The organism is Geminocystis sp. M7585_C2015_104 (assembly GCA_015295805.1).
In the GTDB taxonomy this organism is placed as follows: Bacteria; Cyanobacteriota; Cyanobacteriia; order Cyanobacteriales; family Cyanobacteriaceae; genus DVEF01.
The window spans coordinates 1-14877 of record DVEF01000061.1 but is presented as its reverse complement, the minus strand read 5'-3'; the positions used below and the strand labels follow the sequence as shown (position 1 = coordinate 14877).

Sequence of the window (14877 nt, the reverse complement as noted above, 5' to 3'; positions counted from 1 at the left end):
GAATTGGAGTCTAGTCGGGAGGGTGAGGAAGCTATGAGCGTCGTCTCATTGAGGGAGGAGGATTTTGCCAAAATTACCCCGGAGGATGTGGCAGAAATTGCCGCCAGACTCGAAAATGACGACTATGATAGCCCCTTCGAGGGGTTAAAAGACTGGCACTTATTGAGGGCAATAGCTTTCCACCGTCAGGATTTAGTTGAGCCTTATTTGCATCTACTCGACTTAGAGGTATCTGACGAGTCATGACGGCAGGGGATACCCTCTCCCAACGTCACATCCTGGTAGGAGTAGGGGGGGGCATTGCCGCCTATAAAGTGGCTGAGGTTGTCTCCCGACTCTTTCAAAGGGAAGCACAGGTGAGGGTTATTCTCACCAAGAGTGCGCGGCAGTTCATTTCTCCTCTTACCTTCGCCACCCTTTCCCGTCACCAGGCTTATACTGACAAAGACTTTTGGCAAGCAGGTCACCCACGCCCCCTTCACATCCTCCTGGGGGAATGGGCGGACTTGTTTCTCATTGCGCCCCTCACCGCCAATACTCTAGCCAAGCTGGTTAACGGTTTTGCCGACAATCTCCTTACTAACGCCGTTTTGGCCTCCACCTGCCCTGTTGTGGTGGCCCCTGCCATGAATACTGACATGTGGTTGCAACAATCTGTGCAGGAAAATTGGAAAAAATTGGCAACAATTCCCCGTTATCATCCACTCTACGTTAACACGGGATTGTTGGCCTGTGACCGTCATGGGCAGGGGAGAATGGCTGAAGCCAGCGAAATTATGACGGCCATTGAGTCTATTATCTACACCAGGGGTAAAAGAGACTTAACTGGTAAAAATATTTTAATCAGCGGTGGTGGTACTAGGGAGTACATTGATACTGTTCGTTTTTTGGGCAATCCCGCCACTGGTAAAATGGCTATTGCTTTGGCATCTGCCTGTTACTACCGGGGAGGCAATGTAACACTGGTGGCAGGCAATATCTTCCCAGAATTATTAAAATCCCTTCCCCCCATCCAGATTATACCCGTAACCACCGCCCAACAGATGGAAAAGGCCATGTTAACTCATTTCCCCCAGGCTGACATAGTCTTCATGGCGGCGGCGGTGGCAGACTTAAAGCCAAAACAATGTTATAGTAGCAAACTGAGTAAAAAATCCTTGCCCCTTCAGCTGGAATTGGAATACGTCACAGACATTGTCGCCCATTTAGCTAGTATAAAACAGACCCATCAGAAACTGATTGGTTTTGCCGCCCAGACGGGGGATATTGTCACCCCTGCCTTGGAAAAACTAAGTCAGAAGAAACTGGATGCCATCGTTGCCAATCCTATCGACAAAGACAATGCTGGCTTTGCCACAGATACCAATGAGGCGGTGTTTATTGCTAAAAACGGTATTCAAACCCCCCTTCCTCCCTCTTCTAAACTCACTTTGGCCCATCGTATTATAGATTTAACCCTCCAATTATAGCTACAAGATATAAAACTGAAAAGCCTCTTATTTTCCTTGATGTCTTTACTTTGAGGCCAATTGACAATACCAAGGGGAAACTAACCTGCACTTTGGAAACAGTACAAGTAAGATAGGTAACAAACATAAAAAACGGCATGTCATTTAGAAATGGAGGGGAAGGCAAATCAATGGCAAACACAAAATCGTAATTACCCACTCATATTCTAAAATCTCCAAAAATACCTCCGAATTGGTAACTACTACCCCCCGGATGCCTCTTCAAGACTATCCCACATAGCCTCCAAAATAAATCCCATTTTTATGCAGCTTGTAGGCCAATAGGAATAGTAAGAAAAAAAATCTAATCCTCCCCATGTACTTCTTCTTCAACTCCGACTCGAAAAACGCGTTACTTTGTGTTTATTGAATTTATCTAGTGGATAAGAGAGAGGTTTTTTGCGGTTTAATTTTATCCAAAGTCTCACACCGGTTTATTTATGACCGGAAAACCACCATAAATTGCAGTGAGTTTACCTCGGGTGATTCTCAAAACAAAATTATAGCAGTGTTTGCCTACAAGGAGAAAAAAGTTATATATGAAGGTGTTTACCACAGGGGTAGAAGGGAAGAGGATGTACTAGCTATTTAGGATAGAAAATATAAAGGGTAGAAAGGGATGGTCTCAAAGATTTAAAAACTTTAATGAAGATAGATAGAATAGTGAATAATAGTCCGAGGAATTTAGAGAGTATGATGGTAGAAAGTATAAGCCGGAAGTTTTTCTGGGAAAAGAGATGACTGTAGTATATACTCAGGTTTTTTCCTTTGACTAAGATGGAGTTAGTATGAGTGGAAAGATTTTAAATAAGCCTTGGATTATTTTGGAATGGCCTTTCCCAACCTTTCTCATTTCAGAAAATAACTGGGTTTACCCCATATTTTATATTAAAATATTTAACGAAAATTAGGATATGAAAGATTACATCCGGAATAATTCCAATATCTCAAATCTTAATGCTAATCATAATACCATCAAAAATCAAGCTTATAGCCGAGGAGGTGCCCAACTTTTTCCCAAAAGAAAATCCAGTTAATGATTAATAAAAAATACCAATATTAAACTAAAAAGATTTTAAATATACCCTCTGAATTTATTGTCGTTGAACCCAATGAAATACTTAGACCCTTCTCCAAAAAAACGTCTTACGTAGGCAAGCTTTCTGATGGGAAGACTAACGGGTTTTATTGACCAACCCTCCCCTGTGCCTAAGAATCTAAAGCTATTTCTTTTACTTTTTATATCTACTCTTAAAGCCATATCAACAAACTTAACGGCTCTGGGAATAGAGCATATGAAATCTATAGAGGGACAAGAAAAGGTCTCATGGCCAATAAAATCTTAGTCATGGATACAAGGTTGAGCTACTTTCAATTTTTTGACTATCTATAACCAAATTAAATAAACCTACTATCTTGGACGTTAATGTAGGGGATATAAACTTCTCAGTGAGCAGGGGATATAGGGGCGTTTGTTACAAAATAGTAGTAAAAGGCAGTCTGGTGGAGTCTCGGGATGGTAGATTTGCAGCTTTTATGGAGACATAAAAAAAGAGGGCGAATATAACATAGTCCTAGCTATTTCAATAGTTTGATGAATATAGATAAGATTATTAACGGGAATATAGACAAATTAGAGAAGATGATAGAGTGAATTTTGATAGAATATGGGAAGAGTATAAAAGGGGGATATTTTAGTAAGGGTAGGTTATATAGTAAATTGTCGGGGTTGTTTATGTTGCTTAAAGGGGTTAGGATAAGTAACTTGGAGGCAATTATAACCCCTAGTATGTTTTCTAAAATTGGCTTTAATGAGGGAGCCGGACTTTTGTCTGAATTTAAGAAAAGAACCCTTGACAAAATGAGAAAATGGATATAGGATGGTCAACAGAATGGGTGTATTGTCCCTGTTCTGACGTCGGGGTGTGGAATTGCCGTCTGTAGCCTGCCGGGTGCCTTCGCCGCTATAATGGCAATTGTTAAAGAAAAACACCACGGGGATTACTTTATTCAGGGGTTGGTTTTTAGGTTTTTCAAGAGATTCTCCGTCATAATAGCCAAATGTTTCAGTTGCCTTTCTAAGTCTTGTGCCTTTTTTTCCCAGTTTTTTTTCCGTTTTAATGCCTCCCTGGCTAAGTCTTCCCTATTCTTTTGTAGGGCCAAAATGGCTACTTTCTCCCAGTTTTCAATTTCATTTTTCGCCTGGCTGAATTGGGGTTGTATTTGTTCCCAAACTGTTTTAATATCGGCCAAGGCCTTATTTACCAAGTCATCGGCAGTGTATGGGTCACTCACTTGTAGTGCTTGTTTGATGGGCTCCAAAAGTTTGTAGGTATCCAGTTTAGTGATAATAGGTATAAACTCTCTTACCTGGCGACTGTCACTAATTCCCGTTTTACACCAGGTGGCAAAGTGTTCACAATTGTTAAACAGTAGATTATACTTTCTCTCCCCTAAACGACTAAATGCTCTTTTCACCACTACTTCTGGCAAGAAACAAAACCCCTCCGGATACTCCCTCACATAAATAGGTCTACCCTTACTAAAAGTTTCTATGGAAGTCCTTTCAATTACCTCTGAAGGCTTACGATAGTGAATAACTGTCCCATCCCCCACATCTATCCCATGATGCTGATATACCCCCCCTAAATTTTGAAAATCCCGCCATACGTAAATCTGGTCCCCCATTGCCATAACCGTCTTAACCCTTATCCCCTCTCCCTTTATACTTTAACACTATCTCCTAACAGTTTTTCTTCTTTTTGCCTTTTTGACAATACTGATTTTGAATTTTGACAAAAAACCCCCATTCTAGTCTTATACCCACGGTAACAGAAAAGGAAAAAATTGTCAAGGAAAAAAGCTGGGCCTCGGATAAGAGTTGGGACTGTAATGCCCGCCCCGCCTTTGTAGGATTTTCCCGTTTCAAAGTTAATCCCCTGTTTGATGTGAAAAGTACGGAGTTTATCTTAATCTCTATTGTCCAACAGGTATTTTCTTGTCATCTTTCCTATCAGTAAATTCCTAGCACAGACTATTAACACCACATTTGTTGTCTGTTGTGGATTCCGTGCATTCTAACCCATTATCTCTTCAAATTACTGAAAGCTCCCTATATTCTTCCCCTTCCTGCCCACAGAGAATGATTTTTACTCCGGATTTTTTCTGAAAGCAATATCTTGTTATAAAATGTTTTATCGAGGGGTTTCATTATCATTTTCATCCCCAATTGATGGTCTTTTTTCCGTGAACATGTGACAATTGGAAAATAAAAGAGGCTATGTCAATAATTGCCCTCCCACCGGCAAGCCGTTTTATCTCATCAAAGCCATTAATGGCCTCAATAATTCTCAATTAATCCTGATTTCCTATTGTTTTTTGTAAAAACCCACTATGAGAAAGGGGGATTGCCATACTTCTGATGGACGGCCTGCTTAATATCAGTACCCAAAATCCTAAGTATTTGACCTTGTAAATCTTTCATGGGTGATGAGTTTTTGAACCACAGTTTCTTCTCATTTCCGGAGGTGATACAGTAATAAACTTTGCCGCCATCTTGGTTGAGCAATATTTTACATTTTTGGCTCATCAAAAAAAGTAATTGGTGCCATCCAAGTGTCTTTTTTTTTGTAATTTTTGGTGATGGTTCAACCCCGCGCCTCAGGAGGGAAGGGGAAGAGAAATGTGATAGAAATCAGGTACAACCTGGTGGCGTGAGGAAGTACTTTGATGTTGGGAAAAGGTGGAGGAATCGCGGATTACCCAGACAGTTTGCATGCCGGCGGCAGAGGCACTATCCACTTCGGCTAAAACGTCAGAAAGGAAGATAATTTGCTGTGGGGGTATCTGGAGGGATTCAGCTATTCTTTGATAGGATTTTGTTTCTTTCTTTGAGCCTATATTAGTATCGAAGAAGCCGGAGAATAGGTATAACAAGTCTCCGAAGGTAGTGTGGGAGAAGAACAATTTTTGTGCTTGCACTGAGCCTGAGGAGTAAACATATAGGGGGATATTTTCTTGATGCCATTGGGTTAGTTTTTCATAGGCGTCTTGGTAGACATGGGATTGGAAATCCCCATTATTGTATCCCTCCTCCCAAATCATTCCTTGTAAGTCTTTTAAGGGGGTAATTTTTCTGTCTTCTTTAATCCATGCTCGTAGGATGGAGGTTATAACTTCGGGATTGTAGTCCGATAAATTTTCTAGTTCCGCTACTTGTATAACTGCCTTTTGTACAAGGGGCTCATTCCAATTTTCCCTTAGAAAATCTCCCATTTTATTATAGGCATAGGGGAATAAAACCTCGTGAACAAAAGAGATGGAACTGGTAGTGCCTTCAATGTCGGTTAAAATAGCCCTAATCATTTTTTATCCCGGAGGAGGAGATTACATTTACTAGTTTATAATAAGGGTACACAAAGTTAAAATAGGTGGGGAAAAATAACAGAAAGAAGCCTTATGGAAAAAATTTTAATTATGTCAACACCAGTAGGCCCATTGGGGACAGGACTGGGAGGAGGTGTGGAGTTAACGATATATAATCTATGTGGGGAATTGGCAGCTAGGGGTTATAAGATAAAGGTGGTGGCGCCTAAAAACTCTTATTTAGACAATGTGGAGATAATAGAAGTGGATGGGAATCTACATACACCAGCCCAAACTCAAAGTCGAGATACCCCCATTATAATGCCCGCCAATTCTGTTTTGGCCAACATGTGGGAGATGGCACGTCAGCTGGAGTCACAATACGATGTAATTGTCAATTTTGCCTTCGACTGGTTGCCTTTCTACCTAACTCCTTTTTTCTCCACACCCATCGCCCATTTTATCAGCATGTGTTCCCTTTCTGAGGGTCTAGATGAAATAATGGGGAAGATAGCGGCAAAATACCCAAAAAATTTTGCCACCTACACCAAATCCCAGGCAAATACCTTCCCTTTCGGCGATAAGTGCCAGTGTTTAGAAAGTGGCATTGACTTGTCTTTGTATCAGTTTCAACCCACACCCCAAAGAAAATTGGCATGGCTGGGCAGAATTGCCCCAGAAAAAGCCTTGGAAGACGCAGTAGCTGCCGCTGAAAAGGCTCAAATCCCCCTGTTGATTTTTGGTAAAATCCAAGATGGGGAATACTGGCAAAAAGTACAAACTCAATTTCCTAACGCCCCCTTTGAATATAAGGGTTTTTTGCGTACAAAAGAACTACAGAGCCAATTACGAGATTGTCTAGGGGTGTTGATGACTCCCAGGTGGGTGGAAGCCTTTGGCAATGTGGTTATTGAGGCTTTGGCTTGTGGTGTTCCTGTAATCAGCTATGCTAGAGGAGGCCCGGCAGAGATAATAATAGACGGCAAGACTGGGTTTCTAGTGACTCCTGACAGCATTGAGGGCCTAGTGGAAGCTATCAAACGTCTTGAGGAAATTAACCGTTATGATTGTCGTCGGCTTGTAGAAGAAAAGTATTCCCTGGAGGCTTGGGGTAAACGTTTTGAGGAGTGGTTACTACAGGTTTACCACACCAGTCGGTCATTTGTGTCTTAATGTTACCCTAATCCTAAGAATACTCAAGAGTTTGGTATACTTCTCAGTTACAAGTAATACTATGACAGATTCTATAAACCACCAACACGAGGAATATGTTTACCATGACACCGTCGGGGTGGGAAAAAATAATCACCGACACATCCACAGTGAAGAGTTGGAAAAAATGTTGCTCAACCGTCTTTCTCGTATTGAGGGACATATAAGGGGCATTAAAGCTATGATTGTAGAAGGGAGAGACTGTCCAGAAGTCCTAATTCAAATAGCAGCTGTGCGTGGGGCATTGGACAAGGTTGCTAGAATAATTTTAGACGAGCATTTGAGTGAGTGCATCACCAAAGCAGCAAAAGAAGGGGATATAGAAGAAAGAATTAAACAGTTAAAGGGGGCCTTGGATCGTTTTTTGCCTTCTTAGGTTATACTCACCATGCCATGCTATTTGTCGGGGGTTTCTATCACTCTTTTTTCGGAGAAACCCCAAATGAAGATGATAGTAATGATAGTAATCATCAACCATTCTGGCGGCACCAACAGGGGGTAGGCTACCTTTAGTATAAGACGAAAACCCACTAGCCCTACGGTAATAAAGCCGGCATCTTCCAGGTGAGTGAATTCTTGAATCCAACGGATAAACAAGCCTGCCAGGAAACGAAGGGCAATCACACCAATAGTCCCACCTGCTATAATCAACCATATCTCGTCTGCAACGGCAATGGCTGTGGTAACGCTATCTAGGGAAAAGGCTAAATCGGTAAAGGCTATAATAGGTACTGCCTGCCATAAATGTTTAAAATCAAGACTGGAGGTTTCTTCCCCCTCCGCCCCTCCGGCAGGGTGACCAAAAAAATATCTAAATGTTAGCCATAATAGATATAATCCCCCCAACAGTTCAAACTGCCAAAACTGGATTACCCAGGCGGCAGTTATAATTAGGGTTATCCTCAACACATAGGCCATCAAAAGTCCTATATTCAAGGCATAACGTTGCTGCTTGGCTTCCGGCAAACCCTTGGCAATGGAGGCTAAGGCTATGGCATTATCCGCCGACAAAACGGCTTCCAAGGCAACGAGGATGATGATTAGAAAGAAAGTGTCAATTCCAAACTCAATGGAGGGGTGTAGTAATTCCTGGAACATGCGGCTTGTTATACTAGTACTATATTCTTGCTACTCTTAGTTTAAGATTTTAGGACAAACAAAACCAATGGGGGAGTTGTCATTCTATTTCGTCTGAATACAACTATTATCCCATATTTCAGTTAAGTAGGGGTTGGGGGAAGGTTGTAAGTGGAAATAGGAATTCTAACACAGGCCCAAATAATCTTGGTATCATATCATGGCAGTTTTAGGATTTGATCCTGGCAGAGACAAGTGTGGCTTAGCTGTCTTAGATGCCAATTCTGTCCCATTGTATCACCAAGTGGTCTCCAGTGACGAGGTGATTCCCACCATTGCCGCCTTATCTCGTCACTTTCCCCTGGAAAGGATTGTCATGGGTAATCTAACCACTTCCAAACAGTGGCAAAAGCGGCTGAAAGAGGAGTTAGGTTTATCTATTCCCCTAGAATTAGTGGATGAAACAAACACAACTTTGGAGGCTAGAAGTCGCTACTGGCAGATGTATCCTCCTGGGGGATTAGTCAGACTTATCCCTCCCGGCTTAAGAATACCCCCTCGCCCCATTGATGACATTGTTGCTATTATCCTGGTGGAAAGATACTACCATAAAGTGTCTTCTGGCATCAAGCCATAGTCTTTCACCCCTCGGAATTAGTTAATTAATCCATCTCTTTTTAAGCTCACACTACAATGACTCATAGAATGCCATAGCGATTTTTGGGATATTTTATATGGAAATTCTTACCATCCCGGTATTGAGTGACAATTACGTCTTCTTGTTGTACGACAGTCATAGTAAACAGGTAGCTGTAGTAGACCCTTCTGTAGCTAGGCCTGTATTAAGAGAGATAGACAAACTAGGAGCAGAATTGATAGCCATTTTCAATACTCACCATCATTGGGATCACGTAGGTGGAAACCAGGAGTTGTTGGCCAGATTCCCCCAGGCTACTGTGTATGGTGGCAGGGAGGATAAGGGGAGAATACCACGTCAGGATGTGTTCTTGCAAGAGGGAGACACGGTGGAATTTGGGGGTAGAAAAGCCTATGTTTACCATCTACCGGGTCACACGAAGGGGCATATTGCATACTACTTCCCTCCCACCGAGGGGGAGGAGGGGGAATTATTCTGTGGTGACACTCTTTTTGCCGGAGGCTGTGGCCGTTTGTTCGAGGGGACTCCTGCACAGATGGTACAATCTTTGAACAAGCTGAGGAGTCTCCCCGATTCTACTAGGGTTTGGTGTGCCCATGAGTACACTCTCAAGAATCTTCAGTTCGCCCTTACTGTAGACCGGCACAATGAGATTCTACGACAAAGATACCAACAGGTGGTAGAGGATAGGAAAAAAAATCTCCCCACCATCCCCTCTACTATTGGTTTGGAAAAGTTGACCAATCCCTTCTTACGTTGGGACGACCCTAACATAAAATCTACCATAGGCTTGCAGGAACCTGAGAGGGTTTTTGCTCGTTTAAGAGGTATGAAGGATAATTTCTAACAGGTGTTTTTTGTTCATTCCAAGTATTGAACTTGAAAAAGGACGGGGGTTTGTTTGTATTTTCAATATCCCCCCCTTTTCTGTTGTTTTTAAATTGTAGTGTTTTTAATATTCCCCAACTTATCCTGTGTTATTATGCTGACGAGAAAATTATTTAGATTTAGGTTTTTGCTGTGGTTTCTTACGGGTTTGAGTATCTCCGGTTTCCTCACTGGATTCAATGGATTTAACCTATTTCTATCTCCTCCGGTTTATGCCCAGAATTATCAGCCGGTAATACAAGGAAAAGAGGTGATAATTGGTGACAGGAGAATTAATCTTCCTTGGATGGTCTGGCAAGATGGAAGTGGGAAACACTTTGGCTTAGCAGACATGGCGGCAGAGTCGTTATTAGGGATAGAGTTGAACAGCAGTTTTAATCCACAAACTCAGTCAGTTAGTTGGTTTAATTTCAGTGGTAATATCCCCGTTAAATTTGTTCCGCCTTTCCGCTACATCGACGTCACCAACATCTTTAAAAACTCCCCCATTTTCCTAGAAGAGGCTAACAATACCTTACTAATAAAATCAGGAATAGCAACAGTTGAAGATGCTTATGAGTCGGCAGACAATTGGGGAAGAAGAATCGTAATTCAATTGAGTCAGCCTGCCCTTTTCCAGGTAACCCAAGGGAGGGGAGTCGGTATTATCACTATCATCAATAGTCAGCCCAGTCCAAAATTAATATCTCCACCGCCATCTCCCGATGACTCTGTTTCTACCATAAAAGAAGAGGAGGGGAATGAAACCAATAATAACAGTCAACAAAAGGGAGGGTTATTTACCATTTCTGTCCAAGAAAACAATACTATTATATCTGTCAATCTACCGGAATTTCATAACTTAAGGGTAACCACTTCCAGCAACAATGTCCTCCAAGTGGACATCAGAAAAGACGCTATTTTCCCCCGGGACATAAGTTGGCATAGGGACATTTTCTACAGTCGCAGATATGTTGGCATTAACAATAACACAGATTATTTTTTGGTGTCATATATTACCATCAACCCCCGTAGTAGCCAGTTAAAAATAACACCGATTTTACCTAATCAGAATACAGTAATTGGCACGGAAAGCCTAAAAAGATTTGCAGAAAGTTGGGGCATAATAGCAGGAATAAACGGGGGCTTTTTCAATCGCAATAACCAACTTCCCTTGGGGGCGATTAAATACGAGAATGAATGGTTATCTAGCCCAATCTTAAACAGAGGTGTATTTGCCTGGGACAAAAGGGGTGGTGTTAAATTTTCCAGGCTTCAACTAGTGGAAACAATTAGCATAGGGAGGGGAGATAAACTGACTAATTACTACATCAACAGCGGTTATATCCAATCAGGATTGGCCCGTTATACTCCTCGTTGGGGAAATAGCTACACTCCTCTCAGCAACGGAGAAATAGTGGTGGTGGTAAGAAACGACAGGGTGGAAGACAAAATAATCAGCAATAATGCCGGAGACATAACAGTTAATATCCCCGAAAACGGCTACCTACTAGTATTTAGAAAAGCCAAAAATATGGCGGATAAAATATCCATAGGTGATAGGATAACAATCACAACCAACACCATCCCAGAAAACTTGATTAACTATCCCTATATCGTTGGGGCGGGGCCACTTTTGCTATTAAATAATCGGGCTGTCTTAAATCCAGAAATGGAGAAATTTAACGCCGCCTTTGCTAATCAAAAAGCCTCTCGTAGTGTGGTAGCTGTTGACAAACAAGGGCGGATTATGTTAGTAGCAGTACATAATCGGATTGGCGGGGTAGGACCTAATTTGTTAGAATTGACTGAGATAATGAGGAGAATGGGGGCAGTGTCGGCGTTAAACCTGGATGGAGGCAGTTCAACACAATTGTATTTAGGAGGAGCTATAATAGACCGCTCCCCGGAAACGGCGGCTAGGATTCATAATGGCATAGGGATATTCCCACAAAACTAGGAGAGAAAGTATCGCAAATCGAAGTCCGTTGGCGGGGCAGGGACATCAAATTTCCCTTCCCGGGAAATCATCAGTAGTATTCTTTCAGTATAGTCTATAGCCCCCTTTAGTTTCTGTTGTAGGATTTCTAACCCCCCGTTGGCATATTCCTCAAACAAGCGTATATTATCCTCTCCCATCGCCCCCCCGTTGTTAAAATTATCATACTGGCCATCGTGACAATCGCCGCTAAATTTTAACAGGGAAAACAGATAACCATAACCTCTGGAGACAAAAATTTCTATACTAATAGGGGAGGGTTCTTTTGCAATCCTAGTCAAAGCAACTCGATGGTGATAAAGTATTCCCAGGGAGGCGGCAAAAACAACGGCATCCGCATAGGTGAGAAAAACCCCTTGGGGATTGTCGCCAGTTAGTACAAGAGACTGCAAAAAACCCGCCTTATCCTCGGCAATGTGAATTCTCATGGGGGGGAGTAGCTATTACGTCGTGTTAAAACTTTTAAACAAGTATGTAATTTTAAACAAGCATGTAAAGATTTATAACAAAAATTGACCGACACCCGGCGGAATTAGTCGAAGGCCACGGCCCGGGTTTCGGATATAAATTTAATTTGAGGGGGAAAGCCCTATAGGAGGTTGACATAGTAACCCCCGGGGGGTATTCCCCACAGCAGTTGACAACGGCAATTAACGACGACGACTACCAAAACCACCACTTCTACGAGGGATGGCCCTGTAGGCGCCACTTCTGCTACTGCCGAAGCTACTGCTACTGGGCTGTCTGAGGCGGCTGGAGCTGCCACTGGTTTTCAGATTGCTGGCTCCAAATCCCGAACCAGTGGCCTTGGTGCCATCTGGTCTTACGCGAGTAATACCAGAGCCCGGACTGTTTTTGATGGTGCCGGCAGTGCGGAAGACTTGACGGTTTTTCTCCACTAAGGGGATGCTATTGTACTGACTGCGGTATCTTTCCACTGCCATGTCATAGGTGCTACCATATCCCCCAAATCCTGTGAGGGGCACCCCGGGGGAATAGGCTGGCGGTATGTAGTACTGAGGGGTAAATAATAGATTACCCAGCACTTCCCCGGCCAAGGCTCCGGCAAAGGGCGCCCAGAATCCGGATTGCTGTCTGACTATGACGGTTTCTTGTTTGCCAGTTTCTGGATTGGTAGTGGTTTGGGTCTCGTTGTGGATGTATTCAATCTTGAAGTCTGGTGTCAGATACATGGTGGCCTCATTTCCCCTGATTTCCACATAGGTTTTTTGCCCCTCTTTGATTTGTTCGTCAGTTAGCCTAGCCATCCGGAGGTTGTTGGTGCGATATACTGAATTGCTGCCGGAGGGGGTATTTAACAACATCAGGGTGTATTGTCCATCCAGGTCGTCGAAGGATGCTTGTAATACTTCGTACCTGCCGTCAGGGATGTTATTTCTGGGGAAATTGGTATTGTCCATGAGACTGGTATTAGTTCCCTCGGTGGAAGTGCTACTGGTGGTAGTGCAGGCAGTAGTAGAAAGGCAGAGACACAGGGAGATAAGAATGGCCAGAATTCTCTTAGACATGGTTTTATAAGGGTATCAGTTCAGGGAAATTGAGTAAGACTTGCTCAGAGGTGAGTACCTCTCCTAGTCTAGCAGGGGAATAGTGAATGGCGATAGCCCGGTATTGTTGTTTGTAGTGGAGACTGATGAGGGCTTTGAGCCCATTGGTAAGGGCGGCCCTTTGGGCCAAGTCTGTTTCAATTTCCGGCACTTCGCCTTCAAAGCCTACTGTGATCATAACCACGATGTTTTCGGTAACGGGGAGGGACAGAGGTGTGTTTTCCCCTACCTCTTCGATTAACTCGGGGTTAGCCAGGTAGCGTTGGGCGGAGTCAGTAAATAATTCGGTGACGTAATCCCCGGCTTGACTTTCTTCCCAGAAGACATCTCCCTCATTGGCGGCACTATGCCAGTAGGGTTCATATTGTAACAGGGCCTCACATACATTCACCAAACATTCCCCCATCACTTCCATATCCCCTTCTGCTTCAATGGCGCGGAGGGCATTTTGGTTTAACACTCCCAACAGGGGGGCCGCCTCTTGTCCCTGTAAATGTACCATGATACGAGATACTACATATCTAGTCTTGCCCAGGAGTCTGTTAATGCGTTCGCCTAAACCCATAAAATTCGTTCCTATAGGATAATAAGATATGGACTTATAGTTCCCAGTTTATAGACAATGGTTCAACATCTACAAACTGGGTTGTGGAGATTACTGGTTGGCGGCCCCTATTTACGTACTAACATGACTGGACAGTTGGCATGGACACGCACATAGTCAGAGAGGGAATTACCCAGGAGACGATCCAAGTCTACCAGGGATTTAGCAATAGAAGGACGACGGTCTGGTGAGCCCAAGACCAACAGGTCGATGTTATAATCGTCCACCATCTGACAGATTTGCCTGGCTGGCCTTCCGCCTCTTACAACACATTTGGTGGGAATGCCCAGACGCTTGGCTTTCTGGAATGCCGGCTCGAGGATTGGATTTTGTTCCATTTCCTTCTCTGACAATTGTACATCCGGCTCCATGTCTGGATTTACCCTGGCCAAATATAGGGTTGCCTCGGGGTAGTCCTTTAACATGTACAATGTTACCTCTAAAGCCATTTGTGCCGCCTCTGACTTGTCCAAAGCCACCATCACCCTTCTGATTCTTTTCACATATACATCATCCTTCACCAGTAACATAGGGCGGTCGGTCAACTGGAAAACATATTGGCTGACAGAGTTTTCCAGAATAGCCTCCAGACGTTTCAAGCCTCGGGAGCCCATTATAATCAAGTCTGCGTTGATTTCCTTTGCAGTTTCACATACCACGTCTTTGGGATCTCCCTGTTTCAGAATGGTTACTACCTTTGTGGGATCTAAGCCTACATTTTTAATCACATTGGCAATGATTCTCCCCCCCTCCTCCCATTTTTCCGCAAAGGCCTCCGCCGAGACTACATTTGGTACCACATGAAGAATATTAATTTGACTATGCTGAAAAGCTGGCATTTCTAAGAGCATTTTTAACATTTCCTGGGTGTGTCCAGTGCCCGAATCGGCGTAGAGAATTTTATCCAACATAGGCCAAAGTGTTTTCTAAATTACTTTCTCTATTCTTAAAATACAGTCTCCCACAGCCCTCGTGTTTAACGTTTTGTAAAGCACTATTGATTCAACCAATACCCTTGC

The 14877-nt window shown here is 43.1% G+C and carries 15 protein-coding genes; 8 read left to right on the top strand and 7 right to left on the bottom strand.

The features are described from left to right. The first annotated feature begins 33 nt into the window (after positions 1 to 33). Together IGQ44_07185 and coaBC are read left to right on the top strand one after the other, a co-directional pair. The gene (locus IGQ44_07185; GenBank protein ID HIK37756.1) at positions 34 to 246 is read left to right on the top strand and encodes a DUF2555 domain-containing protein; all 213 of its coding nucleotides are present in this window, start codon (positions 34 to 36) and stop codon (positions 244 to 246) included. Beyond that, positions 243 to 1469: a bifunctional phosphopantothenoylcysteine decarboxylase/phosphopantothenate--cysteine ligase CoaBC gene (coaBC, locus tag IGQ44_07180; GenBank protein HIK37755.1), complete on the top strand. Its 1227-nt coding sequence runs from the start codon at positions 243 to 245 to the stop codon at positions 1467 to 1469. Before IGQ44_07185 ends, coaBC begins: the two co-directional genes overlap by 4 nt. Positions 1470 to 3518: 2049 nt before the next feature. Here coaBC and IGQ44_07175 read toward each other — a convergent pair. Then, positions 3519 to 4202: a lecithin retinol acyltransferase family protein gene (locus IGQ44_07175; protein HIK37754.1), complete on the bottom strand. Its 684-nt coding sequence runs from the start codon at positions 4200 to 4202 to the stop codon at positions 3519 to 3521. 98 nt (positions 4203 to 4300) lie between these two features. Here IGQ44_07175 and IGQ44_07170 point away from each other — a divergent pair, with 98 nt between their 5' ends. Continuing rightward, positions 4301 to 4528 carry a hypothetical protein gene (locus IGQ44_07170; GenBank protein ID HIK37753.1) on the top strand — a complete coding sequence of 76 codons (228 nt, stop codon included), beginning with the start codon at positions 4301 to 4303 and terminating at the stop codon, positions 4526 to 4528. 640 nt (positions 4529 to 5168) lie between these two features. Here IGQ44_07170 and mtnC read toward each other — a convergent pair. Beyond that, positions 5169 to 5873 (bottom strand): acireductone synthase, encoded by a 705-nt coding sequence (gene mtnC / locus IGQ44_07165; GenBank protein HIK37752.1) that lies wholly within the window; start codon positions 5871 to 5873, stop codon positions 5169 to 5171. A gap of 93 nt (positions 5874 to 5966) precedes the next feature. Between mtnC and IGQ44_07160 the strand changes: the two genes are divergently transcribed. Together IGQ44_07160 and IGQ44_07155 are read left to right on the top strand one after the other, a co-directional pair. Further along, entirely contained in the window at positions 5967 to 7046 is a 1080-nt protein-coding gene (locus IGQ44_07160) for a glycosyltransferase family 4 protein (protein ID HIK37751.1), read from the top strand. A 61-nt stretch (positions 7047 to 7107) separates the two neighbouring features. Beyond that, a complete protein-coding gene (locus IGQ44_07155; GenBank protein ID HIK37750.1) occupies positions 7108 to 7461 on the top strand; it encodes a metal-sensing transcriptional repressor in 354 nt (117 codons plus the stop codon). Positions 7462 to 7481: 20 nt separating this feature from the next. Here the strand turns inward: IGQ44_07155 and IGQ44_07150 are convergent, their stop codons facing one another. Then, positions 7482 to 8183 (bottom strand): hypothetical protein, encoded by a 702-nt coding sequence (locus IGQ44_07150; protein HIK37749.1) that lies wholly within the window; start codon positions 8181 to 8183, stop codon positions 7482 to 7484. Positions 8184 to 8382: 199 nt separating this feature from the next. Between IGQ44_07150 and IGQ44_07145 the strand changes: the two genes are divergently transcribed. From IGQ44_07145 to IGQ44_07135, 3 genes are all read left to right on the top strand, one after another. Beyond that, positions 8383 to 8799 (top strand): pre-16S rRNA-processing nuclease YqgF, encoded by a 417-nt coding sequence (locus IGQ44_07145; protein HIK37748.1) that lies wholly within the window; start codon positions 8383 to 8385, stop codon positions 8797 to 8799. 97 nt (positions 8800 to 8896) lie between these two features. Then, positions 8897 to 9667, top strand: coding sequence for a hydroxyacylglutathione hydrolase (gene gloB / locus IGQ44_07140; protein HIK37747.1), 771 nt, complete (start codon positions 8897 to 8899; stop codon positions 9665 to 9667). 138 nt (positions 9668 to 9805) lie between these two features. Then, positions 9806 to 11647 (top strand): phosphodiester glycosidase family protein, encoded by a 1842-nt coding sequence (locus IGQ44_07135; GenBank protein ID HIK37746.1) that lies wholly within the window; start codon positions 9806 to 9808, stop codon positions 11645 to 11647. Here the strand turns inward: IGQ44_07135 and IGQ44_07130 are convergent. The 4 genes from IGQ44_07130 to IGQ44_07115 all read right to left on the bottom strand — a co-directional run bounded on the left by IGQ44_07130 (position 11644) and on the right by IGQ44_07115 (position 14769). Continuing rightward, entirely contained in the window at positions 11644 to 12114 is a 471-nt protein-coding gene (locus IGQ44_07130; protein ID HIK37745.1) for a DNA phosphorothioation-associated protein 4, read from the bottom strand. The two genes, IGQ44_07135 and IGQ44_07130, sit on opposite strands and share 4 nt — an antisense overlap. 222 nt (positions 12115 to 12336) lie before the next feature. Next, positions 12337 to 13215, bottom strand: coding sequence for a hypothetical protein (locus tag IGQ44_07125; protein HIK37744.1), 879 nt, complete (start codon positions 13213 to 13215; stop codon positions 12337 to 12339). 4 nt (positions 13216 to 13219) lie between these two features. Next, positions 13220 to 13819 carry a DUF1517 domain-containing protein gene (locus IGQ44_07120; protein HIK37743.1) on the bottom strand — a complete coding sequence of 200 codons (600 nt, stop codon included), beginning with the start codon at positions 13817 to 13819 and terminating at the stop codon, positions 13220 to 13222. Between the two features lie 107 nt (positions 13820 to 13926). Further along, positions 13927 to 14769, bottom strand: a complete 843-nt coding sequence (locus IGQ44_07115) for a universal stress protein (protein HIK37742.1) — start codon at positions 14767 to 14769, stop codon at positions 13927 to 13929. Between the last annotated feature and the right edge of the window lie 108 nt (positions 14770 to 14877).

What these genes read in the sequence shown, in the direction of transcription:
- IGQ44_07185 (HIK37756.1), top strand. Translation starts at nt 34, where the DNA reads ATGAGCGTCGTCTCATTGAGGGAGGAGGATTTTGCCAAAATTACCCCG.
- coaBC (HIK37755.1), top strand. Translation starts at nt 243, where the DNA reads ATGACGGCAGGGGATACCCTCTCCCAACGTCACATCCTGGTAGGAGTA.
- IGQ44_07175 (HIK37754.1), bottom strand. Translation starts at nt 4,202, where the DNA reads ATGGCAATGGGGGACCAGATTTACGTATGGCGGGATTTTCAAAATTTA.
- mtnC (HIK37752.1), bottom strand. Translation starts at nt 5,873, where the DNA reads ATGATTAGGGCTATTTTAACCGACATTGAAGGCACTACCAGTTCCATC.
- IGQ44_07160 (HIK37751.1), top strand. Translation starts at nt 5,967, where the DNA reads ATGGAAAAAATTTTAATTATGTCAACACCAGTAGGCCCATTGGGGACA.
- IGQ44_07155 (HIK37750.1), top strand. Translation starts at nt 7,108, where the DNA reads ATGACAGATTCTATAAACCACCAACACGAGGAATATGTTTACCATGAC.
- IGQ44_07150 (HIK37749.1), bottom strand. Translation starts at nt 8,183, where the DNA reads ATGTTCCAGGAATTACTACACCCCTCCATTGAGTTTGGAATTGACACT.
- IGQ44_07145 (HIK37748.1), top strand. Translation starts at nt 8,383, where the DNA reads ATGGCAGTTTTAGGATTTGATCCTGGCAGAGACAAGTGTGGCTTAGCT.
- gloB (HIK37747.1), top strand. Translation starts at nt 8,897, where the DNA reads ATGGAAATTCTTACCATCCCGGTATTGAGTGACAATTACGTCTTCTTG.
- IGQ44_07130 (HIK37745.1), bottom strand. Translation starts at nt 12,114, where the DNA reads ATGAGAATTCACATTGCCGAGGATAAGGCGGGTTTTTTGCAGTCTCTT.
- IGQ44_07125 (HIK37744.1), bottom strand. Translation starts at nt 13,215, where the DNA reads ATGTCTAAGAGAATTCTGGCCATTCTTATCTCCCTGTGTCTCTGCCTT.
- IGQ44_07120 (HIK37743.1), bottom strand. Translation starts at nt 13,819, where the DNA reads ATGGGTTTAGGCGAACGCATTAACAGACTCCTGGGCAAGACTAGATAT.
- IGQ44_07115 (HIK37742.1), bottom strand. Translation starts at nt 14,769, where the DNA reads ATGTTGGATAAAATTCTCTACGCCGATTCGGGCACTGGACACACCCAG.